Source organism: Mycoplasma sp. 5912 (assembly GCF_054353835.1).
Genome location: NZ_JBTHHI010000001.1, coordinates 94,047 through 107,592 on the forward strand (window position 1 = coordinate 94,047; position 13,546 = coordinate 107,592).

General features: G+C 30.2%; 2 protein-coding genes. Both read left to right on the top strand.

Features of this window, described 5'->3' with window-relative positions:
- The first annotated feature begins 98 nt into the window (after window positions 1-98).
- Window positions 99-7,232, top strand: a complete 7,134-nt coding sequence (locus ACXYRP_RS00325; RefSeq protein WP_458614956.1) for a beta-N-acetylglucosaminidase domain-containing protein — start codon at window positions 99-101, stop codon at window positions 7,230-7,232.
- A gap of 11 nt (window positions 7,233-7,243) precedes the next feature.
- On the top strand, window positions 7,244-13,498 hold the full coding sequence (locus ACXYRP_RS00330) for a glycoside hydrolase family 20 zincin-like fold domain-containing protein (RefSeq protein ID WP_458614957.1): 6,255 nt from the start codon (window positions 7,244-7,246) through the stop codon (window positions 13,496-13,498).
- Window positions 13,499-13,546: the final 48 nt, after the last annotated feature.

Genomic DNA, 13,546 nt, shown 5'->3' on the forward strand with positions numbered 1-13,546 from the left:
TTATAATTTCTTTGTATATCTTTAAAAAGATAAAAACATACATTTGTATGTTAATAAAAGTTTAAAGTTATACCTAATTATTACTTTATTGAGGTGAAATGAAAATCAAAAGAAAATTAAAATTATTTCTTGGTGCTAGTGGTAGTTTAGGACTACTTGCTGGTGTTGCTGCTGCTTCAGCAGGAACACCTACACAAGGACAAAGTCAGACTGCTTCAACAACATCAAGTGTTTCTGACCAACAAGGACAGACAACCACATATAAAATTACTCCATATGTGCATTCTATTTCATATTCAACAGATACAACTAATAGTCAAAAACGAACTTTTTTAGTTACTAGAGAAGTCAATTTAGTATTTGAAAATGGAATCGATTCTGTTACTAGAGCAAAATATGAAACAATTTTTAAAGATAAAGGATTAAAATATTCTGTTTCTAGAAGGTTTGTTAAAGGTAAAACAAATATTTTAGTAGGGATTCATGGAGATTCAGATGTTTTAGTTGATAATAAATTATCAGATTTATCAAATAATCTACCTTATGGAGATAATTTATGACTTCAAACTGATGCATATTGAATTTCAACTTTAAAAGATGGATATGTTTCTGTTTTAGCAAAAAATACTAATGCTGCTTTTTATGCTGCAACTACCTTAGCAGAAGTCTTTAAACAACTTAATGGTTATGAAATTGAAAAATTTACCATTAAAGACTATGCAGATATAAAAATGCGTGGAACATTAGATGATTTCAAAGAATCACAGTGATCACAACAAGATCGTCTTGATTATTTTGCGTGAGCATCTAAATATAAATTAAATACATATTTATATGCTGCTAGTGACGACTTAAAACATAGTAGTCAATGAAAATTATTATATACACCAGGTGAGCTTGCTAATATCAAAGAATTAGCAACAACTGGAGAATCTACTAAAGTAAGATTTGTATATACAATTAATCCATTTAACCAAGGTGACTTTACAGCAGATACATATAATTCAGATTTAGCAAGTTTAGAAAGTAAAATTTGACAACTTGCAACAGCTGGTATTAAACGTATTGCGCTATATGCAAGCAATGATGTGAATTTAAATACTAAAATCTTAAATGATTTAACATCTTGAATTAAAGAAAAAGTCGTTACTGCTTTTTCAGATTTTGATGCATCAACTTTATTTTTAGTATCTAATACCGAATACCAAGATTATTACAATTTATTACCAAAAGAAATTGAGATTGTAAAATTACCTAAACCTAATGCAGCAGAAGTTGCATCAAATGTAAGTGACTTTGTAAATAAAGCAAATCGTGGAGTTAGTTTATTATTAAATTGACCGACAACACAAAAATATGAAGATCAAGGAAATATGGTTTTAGGTGGTTTATCAACATATCTACCATCTATTACAAATAATCAATCTTTAACTAAAGGATTAGATGGAATTATTGTAAAACCAATGCAAGCCAAACTTGCTTCTCGCATCGTATTATTTGAAACAGCAAATTATGGATGAAAGGTATGACAATCATCTAACGATGCTTGAGTACAATCATTTAATTATCTTTTAAATGATTCAGATTTAGAGAGCAAAGATGCACAAGCGTTACGTACCATTGCATTAAGATTATTTGATAATCCTTATTCAGCAACAAACACTGTTGCTAATACCGATTCAGTTGCTTTAGAAAGTCATGCTAATAAGTTTAAACAAACATATAATACTAAAGCATTTAATTTATATGATGTATATACATTACAAGATGATTTAACTAATTTAACTGATGCTGTGGATTTATTAAAAATCTCAACAGCAACAAAAACCAAAGCATTCTTTTCAGAAATTAAACCTTGAGCAAATATGCTTAAAGATTTATCAACAGCAGCAAATCATCTAATTGATGCAGCTGTTGATATTAAAGCAAATAAATATGATGATGCACTTAATGCATTCACATTAGGGGTAAATTTATATAAGAGTGCCATTGAATCACATCAGTATAACTACGATGGTGTAGCAGTCGATGTAAATGCTGGAAACAAGGTTCTTAAACCCTTTATTCAATGACTTATCCCAGTTGTAAATCATGAATTACACAAGAGTCTTGGAGATGTTCCGAGAAATCAAGAAGTGATCACAAACTTACAAAACAAAGATTCTAAATCTGATGTAAAATGAGTTTTACAAAAAAATAACCAAAGAGTTTTAATTTATGGAAATCAAACAGGTTCAATGCCACCCGATAACAAAAATAAATACTTTGGAACATTATTTGATAAACCAATTCAATTCAGAGAACTTTGATTAAGATATGCAGGATATGAAAATAATAATGTCAAGGATCACTTTGATAATGCTAAAATTCAAGTACTCTATGCAGATGATGTAGATTATGCATCAGATTTGGATGTTACTACATATACTGCAGAGAAAAGACAAAATACACAAGAACGAAATACACATATAATTGATTTAACAAAAAAAAAAATCAAAGAATCTTCGTGACATGATATTGATGGTGAAAATGCATCCGTTGCCACGGTAACCGGAATCCAATCATCAGTTCGTAAGGTAATTAAGCTTACTAAACCAATCGATGATGTAATTGGTGTAAGAATTAAGAATGTTAGCAACACTACTAATAATGATGAATTTAGACTTTTAGAATTCTTAGTAAATCCACAAACAGATATAAATGATTTACAAAAACTAAATTATAATTTTTATAAAAATTCAACCGATAATCTTAGTGGTATAGATACTTCGAAGTTGAAATATCCTACTATTATAACTAAAACTGAATTAGAAAAATTAACTGATGACAATTTTTCTACCACAGTAACTTTTGGAATTACAAATGCAGCAGATTTAGATCAAATTATCTTTAAATTAGATAAATTATCAGAAGTTTCTGCTGTTGCTTTCCAACAAGATATAAGCGATACTAACAAAGGTTTCCCGCTAATCCAAGTTAAATATTATGATTCTGCCACATCTACTTGAAAGAATTTTGGTAAAGGTTATGATAATTATTATATTAAAGCACAAAGTGATGAAGATGCAAAAGCAGAATACTATGAAACATATGGATATGCAAAAACTCAATATATCTCACTTGTTTCTAGAGCAACAAACAGAGAACAAGGAAATAATCCATTAAAACTAGCAGGTTTACAAATATATGGACCTAATGAAGCTGTTGAAGGAGTGCATTATTATCCTTTTACAGTAATGAAATATACTTCCGATCAATCAATCAATGATATTGTTAATCCAGATTCAGATGCTGTTACTAAACTTACTACATCAGTTACAGCATCTGGTAGTTCAGGAACAAATAATGTTTCTAATAATAATAATAATAGCAATAATGTAGATTATTCTGGAGACTATGTTGATGTAAACTTTGATCGTCACAGTGCGATTAGTTCAATTCACTTTGTGCAAGGGGAAAACTTTTTAGATAAATATATCGTGCAAGGGTATGTTAATGATACTTTTACCATTTTATCAACTATTACTAATTCAACAGGTGATGATGTAATTAAAATTACTGATATTAATAAATATAATGGTATCCGTATTAAACCTACAACTGGATTTACAGCAAAACCATCATGAGATATTAAACATTTATTTATTACCCCACTTGAAAATCCGGTAACAACTGCTTATATATATCATTCTTATAATGTTAACACTGATAAATTATTATCATCATATAATAATGATACCTTTAAATTATTTGCCAAAGAAGGAAACACAGTATCAGTTAAAGTAAATGATAAAAGTGGTTTCGGATTAGATTTACAAAAGATTTATACTTTAAAAGATGTCAAATTTGCAAGTGCGCTTCCAGAATACCTTATTAGTCAAGCATCAACTGATGGTGTAACTTGATTTAATTTATATAATAGCACACAACTAACTGATAAGCCGGTTAGATACATTCGATTACAATACTCAAAAGACTTATATGATAATAGTGATTTTGGTTTAGGCGAAACTAAAACTGATACAACATCAAAAGATATTTACTTTAGTGGATTGACAGTAACAGTTAAAGACTTTGATCGTTTTGGTCGCATTGTAGATAGTGATTTAGAAGCTTCTAACATTGAAAATAACTATGGTGGTTTTGATGGTGATTTCGATACATCAACTAAATTTATCTCAACTCCAAAAGCAAATAACGAAGTTGTTTATGATTTAGGTTCTGATATTGATTTAACATCATTAAAAATCTATGCAAATAACAACTCATATAATTATCCAAGAGACTTAGAAGTATTAGTAGCTCAAACAAATGATAAAAATACCGTATGAAAATCATTATTTGAAATCGGAAACGATCCAAATAACTTAGAAGATATTTTAGCTCGCACCAATAGTGGAACTATTGATACCGAACATCCAAGATTTAAGTGATGAGGTGTTAATAATTTAACAGATACTAAAGCTAGATATGTAAAATTATTAATTAAAAAAGATTATCCAGTCGATCGTTTGTTAGAAATCAACGAAATCCAAGTTAATGGTGGAAAATATTATTCAAAAACTGATCCTAGATTCTCTGGAACTAATTATCAAGCTGCTTCGGTAGAACATGAACCTGCTGCAATGCTGGATGCTGATTATACTACCTATTGAGAGCCAAAAGAAGAAACTGGTGAGTTATATTATAACGTTGCTGATACCAACTGAAAAGATAAAAACTTAATGGTAGTTTCGACTGGACAACCATCAGATGCTATTGTCTATCAAATTACATATAATATATTAGATGGTAAATATGAATACAAAAGACTTGGAACCTTATTTAACAACATCGTAACATTTTCTTTATATAAACCTGAGGCCTATTTACAGGGTATAAACAGTGTAAACTTAGTTGGATTTAAAATTAAATGAAGTGGTAAAAAACCAAAAATTGTGCAATTTAACCCTTATGTAATTACCGGGGAAGTTGCAGATAAAACAGCAATTAATAAATTAAAATCATCTTATGAAAAACAAAATGATACTAATAATCGAACCGAAGAATCAAAGGATGCATATGTAAACGCTGAACATGCTCTTAAGCAATTAATTGATTCTAAGGATAAAGCTACTGAACCAGCAAAAAATACAAGAGCTAAACGTGCAGCAGACACAACTGATACGACAGATACTCAAAAAGATGCAAAAGCAGAAGAAAATATCCAAAGAGTTACAAGACAAGCTCTTAAGCGTTATGTTGATAAATATGTAGATGCTTTATACTTTCCAACCATTAAAGCAACTGCTAATGTGGATGCAGAAAAATATACTATAAAAATACCTGTTCCTTTTCCAACAGATGCTAAAGTTTCTTCAGCTACTTATCTGCAATATTTATTAAATGGTTATGTAAATCCTGCTTTATATACAAAAACTTCATATCAGCCATATCAAGATGCTGTTAATGAAGCTAAATTTGCATTAGCAAATCCAAATAATTTAACCACATCAGTTACAAATGCATTGATTGATCAACTTGAAAAAACTAAAAATAATTTAATTAAACTACCAACATTTAACAAGCAAATTGCTCAGTTAAATGTTGCAAAATTTGATTTATTAAATCCAATCGAATATCAATATCCAAGTTTCAATGATCTTAAAACTCATGTGGAATCAATTCGTTCAAAAGTTAATACTTCTAGTGATTCTACAACTGAAGATAATTACAAACAACTAAATGAACAATTTGATACTAAATATGCTGCATTAGAAGAATCTACTGTCGGTGCAAAAATTAAAGAATACGAAGCATATCGTGATGCTCATTCATATCCATTTAATGATAAATACCAATTAAAGTTCCCTGCTTTATCAAATCAGTTGTTAACTGAGGTGCAAAATGATGATAATATAGTATATTCACAATATATTACAGCTGATAAAGTGCAAGAAGCCTTAGATTCATTAAAAGCTGTTACTGAATCAGTTATTAATGAACGTAATTTAGCAATTGCAAAATACAAGTTATTATTATTAGATCCGATTTCTAATGATAATAATGTCTGAACCGATGCATCATATCGTGAATATCAAGCTGTTTTAGATCGCATTGCTTCTAATGTTTCTGGTTCTAAAATTGATTTATTATCACAAGCGCAAATTAACCAAGATGAAGCCAATCTTAAAGAGACTGCTAAAGCATTAGTTGTAAATTCTACAAACTTAGATGATGCAAAAACATTAGCAAAAGCATTAATTGCTAAATTAGATGATAAATCCAACTACTTAGCTCGTGTTGATGCAACTAATAACTCATCTGAACTTACTCGAATCATCGAACATCTTCAAGAAGAATATTCATTCCAAGAATGAAGTAAATACACCGATGCTGTAAATGCAGTAAACAAAGATTTACCAAAATTATTGCAAGAGTCTAAAAAAGCTGCTCTTGAAAATCTTTTAGCAAAAGCATTTACCAAAACCGATGTAGACAAAGTTGCAAGCCAACTTACAGCATTATTAGACAAACAAAATCAAGTAACTACATTGAACCAAGACATCGATACTTTAATCGCTGGATTAGCTTCACAAGCCTTAAAAAACACTTATTCTAACTCACTGACAGCATTAAATGCACAATACGATGCGATGGTAAATGGTTTACAAAGCATAGATAAGCTTGATAGCTTAGCACAACCTACTTTAGATGCTTTAGCTGTGCTAAAAGTTAAGGTAAATGATGCAAACCAAACTTCAAAAGCAATTTCTGAAGAAATTAAAGATTTAACACCAGATATTAAACAAAGTATTTTAGATGATGTTAATAATGCAACTAATAATGATTTATTAGCTAAAGAATTAACAATTGCACAAAAGCTAAGTTTCAATTATCTTTTAAATTTAGTTTCACAGCAAGCTGATCAAATCAAAGATGCTGCATCAAAAGAAAGTTTTAAGAACGAGTTAAAAGATGCAACCACAAAAGAACAGTTGTTGCAAATACGTAAAAAAATTGCTGACACCCAAGAACAAGCTGATAAAGAAGTTCAAAAACCTGCTCCTGAAAGCAAACCAGAGCAACCTACAACTCCACAAAAACCTAAAGATGAAAATCCAAAAGTTGTTACAACTTCAAATAACAAAGGTGCCATTGCAGCAATCGTTGTGTTATTAGTCTTAGCAGCAGCATTAGTTGCAGCATCAGTATTTGTATTTAAGAAAAAATCTAAGAAAATGGATAATTAAGGAGGTATATAATGAAGAAAGTTAAACTTAAAGCATTATTTTTTGGCGCTTCTACCGTAGCAACTGCTTGTGTAGCTGCTGCTACCAGCAATCAAAGTGAACAAACTGCTTCACACCAAGAATATGCTATTTTTCCAATGGTTCATAATATTTTGTATCAAAACAAAACTTCTTTGGTTAGTTATGATGTTAACTTAGTATATGAAAACGGAATCGATTCAGCAACTAAAAACCGTATCCAAGAAGCACTTGCTTTTAGACATATTACTTCAAGCGAATCTAGAAGTGTTGTGAGCGGAAAAACCAACATCCTTGTTGGTATCCAAGGTGATAGTGACAATTTAGTTGATAATGATATTAAAAAAATAGATTCAAGTGATGATTTTGCAGCAAGTAATTTTGCTAAAAATGATGCATATGTAATTAAAACTCAAGATAATTACATTTCATTATTAGCAAAAGATTCAGATGCAGCTTTCTTTGGTGCAACTACTTTATGACATATCTTCCAACAACTTGATGGATATAAAATAGAAGATTTTACCATTAAAGATTACGCTGATGTTAAAATCCGTGGATTTATGGACTCACACCGAGTTTTTGATGGTGCTGAACATAATCAAACCAAAGATGAAATGATTGATATTATGCGCTTTTCAAGCTACTATAAAATCAATACTTATATCTTTGAACCTGATAAAACACTAGCTGGAGCTTATGCTAATAACCAAAATCAAATAACTACTAAAGAAGGTGATTCAGATACAGATAAACAAACACAAAAAGCTTGAATGGTTCCACTCAATCAAGCACAACTGGATGAACTTACAGAATTAGCCAAAGTTTCAAAAGAAACTCATGTTAAATTTGTTTTTGCCTTAGATGCTTTATTAGATTTTACCAATGAAAATTATGATGCTAATTTAACACTTTTAAAAGCTAAATACTTACAAGCAATTAAAGCTGGTGTTCGTAAAATCGGATTAATGTCTATGGGTGAGCAATCACCTAAAACGGTGCAATTATTCACTGATTTAGTTGCTTGAATCAAGAGTTTAAAAAGCACCTATCCTGATTTAGATACTAATATTATCTTCGAAGGATATTTTGGTCGCTCATCTGCGATTACTCCGCGTTTACAAAAAAGTGCAACTACTAAAACACCAGGATTTATTTCATATTATGCATCGCTTCCATCAGAAGTGCAACCGTTGATTTTAGATGATGAATTTAATGATCACCAATACATTAATGAATACGATGTAGACAAATATACCCAAGATGGACAACAAATTAAACCGATCTTCTTTAAAGAATATCCAGATGATTTTGCTCGTGATGCAAATAAATTATATTTAAGAACTGCTGAAGAATTGCTTCGGCCAAATGCTCAAAATGGATATAACGGAGAATATACATCTGTTAATGTTGATCCAAGTAAATTTACCGGATTTATTTTATCAACTGGAAATAAAAAAGCAGAGTTTTCAAAATTTGGTTTCTTCGATTTGGCTAACATTACTTGAAAAATATTACCAGCAGGTGATGGTAGACAAATTGAAAAGGATCTGATATATCAAGCTTCGTTTCGTGCTATTGCTAATAACACTGCAATTGAAACACCAGAATCAATTGCTTTAAGAAGACTAGGAGCATACATTGCTCAAGATACTTATTCAGAAGCACTTTTTGCCGGAGATGGATTAACTCCTGCAGCATCTAATTTTTATAATGTTTTAAATAATGATAATAGCAACGGAACTAGCACTTATCATAAAAATGAAGCGCAAACTTATTTAACACAATTAAATTATATGTTTCCACAAATACAGATTTTAAAAGAAAATAAATCGCATTCTAAATTTATTGATACCATTTCCGAATTTATTTTAGCTGCTTCGGATTATTTTCAAGCACAAAAATACTTTGTGTTAACTTATATTGAAGCAAATAAATCTAATCCAGATGATGAAGAAATTGTTGATTATTATATAAAAGCGCAAAATTATTTTTTATCATATCAAAGTCGTAACTATTATTCAACTTCATTTAGGGATATTGGTATCGGATCACACTTTACCCGTAATCTTACTTCGTTATTAACACCACAGCTATTGGCAAAGGTAGAAAAACTACTTCCAACTGCTGCAGATCCGCAAAATAATGGAATGAGTATTATTACCGATTTAACTAGTCCAAATACCCAACAAAATATTCCTGGTTCAATATTTACTTTAAACAACCAACGACAATTTGTCTATACATTGGATGCAAATCGAACAAATAATAATCGTATCTTACCTAACAACTACTTTGGAGTTAAATTTGATAAACCAATCGATGTTAAAGATTTACAAATTAAATTTGGAACCAATAATTCTAATTCAGAAGAGTATTTCATTAAATTTAAAATTCAATATCATCTAGATACAGATAACAAAGATGTATGAAATGATTTACCTAAGGATGCTAATGCTCAATCAAGTAGTCAGGGTTCTGATTCAACTACTACAACAGATAACTCTTATACTTTAAGCACATCTACATTTTCAGCTTCAAATACTTTTAAAATTTCAGTAAACCAAAAAAATGTTCGTGCTATTCGTATGATTGATACTGAAACTGGAAGTGGTAGAAATAAATGATTCCGTATTTATGAATTTGTTGTTAATACCGATACAGCACCAAGGGTTGGAACAACTGCATTAGCCTTACAAAATGATGACCAAACCCTCGGAAGTGATTCTGCTAATAAACTAAACTTTACATCTGATAATGTTACTAATATAAATAAATCTATTTTTGATAATAGTGTTTCAATCAATAATTTTACTAATAATAAATTTATTCAATTTAAATTAGCTAATGCAGCTAATGTTTCATCGGTAGTTATCGACCAAGGAAAAAATGACTCATCAGTTAGTTATTTAAATAATGGTGTAATTGAATATTGAGATGCTAATGCTAAAGTATCTGGTTCTGAATCTACTACTGGTGCTTGAGTTAAATTTGGTAACTTAGTTCCATCACAAAGATACCAAATCATTCGTGGTAAGGCATTTGCACAATTTTTCAGATTACGTTCTACTGATACTTCATTTTCTGGACCATTATCATTAGTTTCAATCCATTTATTTGGACCTGGAAATCAATATTTATATACTGATAAAAACTCAAGTGATACAACTAATTTATTTACACAAGTTGTTGATAAGGATGAATTTGGATTATTTGTTGGTAAAACAACTGGTTCCGATGGTGCTTCATCAACTACATCAGTAAACTTAACAACAGATAAATATGTTGGCTTAGACTTAAAGCAAATGTATCAACTTAATACTATTAAGTTAAACGGACAAGATAGCATTCCCAATAATGTTTCATTAGAAACATCAAGAAATGGAATCGAATGATATCCATATACAGGAACTTTTAATGATAACAACAAGTTTGCAAGATACATTAGAATTAAAAAGGCTACAACTACAACAGGTGAAAATAATCAAGAACCAACCCTTTCTAGTTTAGATGTAAAAGTTGTAGATAGTAAAACATACGGAAGAATGATTGGTTCAAATGTGCAAACAATTAACGGTTGAGGTGAAGATACTCGTTATTCAGGTAATGCTATCGATGGTAATGTATCAACATATGATATTTATAATGGGTATCCATTTCAAAATGATTACATCATTTATGATTTAGGAAATACAGTAACCTTAAATTCATTAAAGATGTATGTAGATAAAGATACTTATAACTATCCAAGATTCTTTAAAATCCTAGTTTCTGATAAAAATACTAATACTGATTCGGATTGACATGAAATCTATAACAGTACACCAGCAGAAAGTAGCACTAATCCTACTTCATTATCAGAAGTTAAAGATCCACAATATATTCAAACTAACAATCTATCATATCCACAATTTAAAAATATTGTAAAACTAGATCCACAGCGTCCAAATTATAGATATTTTGATGCTGATAAAATTTCTGAACTAATTAACAAGAATGTTAGATATGTAAAAATAGTATTTACCAAGACACTTAATATACTTTTAGATAATAATAATCATAATTTATCTCGTGGAGTACAAATCAATGAAATTGTGGTAAATGATAATTGAGATAATGTTCCAAAAGACCCAAGATTTGATGGAACTAATTATTTACCTGCTAACAAGAACAACTACCCAGTTAAATTCTTAGATGGAAATTACAACACTTACTGAAGTCCAGATACACAAAATGGAAGCTTAAAATTCTATGTTGATCCTAATACATATGATGGTAAGGATTTATTAGTATATTCTGATGGATCAGCAACCAATGCAACCATTTCAGTGATGCTTTATGATGAAAGCACTAAAAAACAAGAAACACAAAAACTTGGATTATTAGCATTTTCAAATATGACTTTTGATTTAACTCAATCAGATAGCAATAAGAAAATCATCGGCTTTCAAATAGATTGAAGTGATAAAAAACCAGTTATTTATGAACTTGCTCCATCAAGGCGTCCTACCACTTCTAGTGATGATAGCCACGGAAAAACAACCTTAGCAGAACTAAAAACACAAGTTGATAAGACACCAGAAAACTTTGATGCTTGAACTAAGGAAGCTCAAGATCGTTGAAATAAATTAAAAGAACAAGTTAGTGCATTAGTTGCAGATAATGCAAAATTACCAATTAATACATTAAATAACATCAAAGAAAGTATTGATAATGCACAAAAAGGTGATCTTAAAATAACAGCAGATAATGTTAAAACATTAAATGATATTATTAATGCTACACTTCCTAATACCTCATATGTGCAAGATGCTAACTATGCGTTATATCAGTTATTATTAACTAGTGCAAAACAAATGATTGATCCAAAGAATCAAAATCTTTATTCACAAGCTGATTATCAAGCTCTAAAAGATAGATTTGATCAAGTGCAACCTACTTTAAAATATACCAGTTTCGATCAACAAGTTTCTGATTATAATTTAGCTAAAATCGATTCATTAGATGCAAGTCACTATGATCCACAAACTTTTGCAAAATTACAGCAAGCAAAGAAACAACTTGATTCAAAAATTAAATCTGGAACAGCAACCCCTGCTGATTACTATCAAGTTAACCAATTAGTAAAACAATCAATCGATAGTTTAAAACCAAATGATTTAGGAACCACATATACAAACCTTGCAGATGCAATTACTAAAGCAAAAACATTTATTGCTGAAAACGCTCTAAAATTCCCACAACAATCACAACAATTACAAAAACAAATTGATCAATGACAGGCAACTTTAAACAACAAAGATGCTAAGTTAGAAGATTTACAAAAAGCTTTAGATCGAATGAATCGTGCTAACGAAGATGCACAAACACAAAAAGATGAATTAGTTGCTTCATTGGATAATTTATTGACACCACTTGCTAATACTGATGAAATCTATACCGATGCATCATACCAAGCATATCTTGATACAATCAATCAAATTAAAACAATCAATCATGATCCATCGATGTTAACTGCATCAGATATCCAAAAATATGTAAAACAAATTCAAGATGCACAAAGTATGTTAGCAATTTCACCAACCAAACTTGAAACTGCTAAAAAACAAGCTGTCACATTGACCGAAGGCCTAGATTCAGAAGTTCAACAAGAATTTAATGATCAACTTGCAAAAGCAAAAGATACTGCTGCATTAGCAAAAATCATTAATGCAATTAATGATAAAGTGCAACAAAGCAAGAAAAATAAAGAAGTTTTATCTAATAGCATCAAACGTTTATTAGATAAACTAACAAATGAAAAACTCAAAGCAGACTTAGAGCAAGAAGTTAAGGAAGCTAAAACCGAAAATGAATTAGCAAACTTTAAATCAAAAGTGTTACAACTATTAAGTCCAAAACCAACCTTACCTACTCAGCCAGATACACCAGAAAACGGGGATAAAGATACTCAAAAACCAGAGCAAGGCGGAAGCACTAATAACCCATCAAATACCGAAGGTTCAAAACCACAAGAAGGAGACAATAGTGGATCAACAACCACTCCACCTACTTCCGAAAACAAACCAAAAGACCAAAATCCACAAGATAATAAAAATACACAAACATCAAAAACTGTTGAAAAATCTACTGGACCAACTGGTGGAGCAATCGCTGGTATTGTAATCGCTGTATTAGCATTTGTTCTCGGTATTGCAACCTTTGGATATACTTGATTTAAAAACAAAAAGAAAAAATCAAATCAATAATTTTTAAAAACATCGCATCTGCGATGTTTTTTGATTCAAAAACACTGC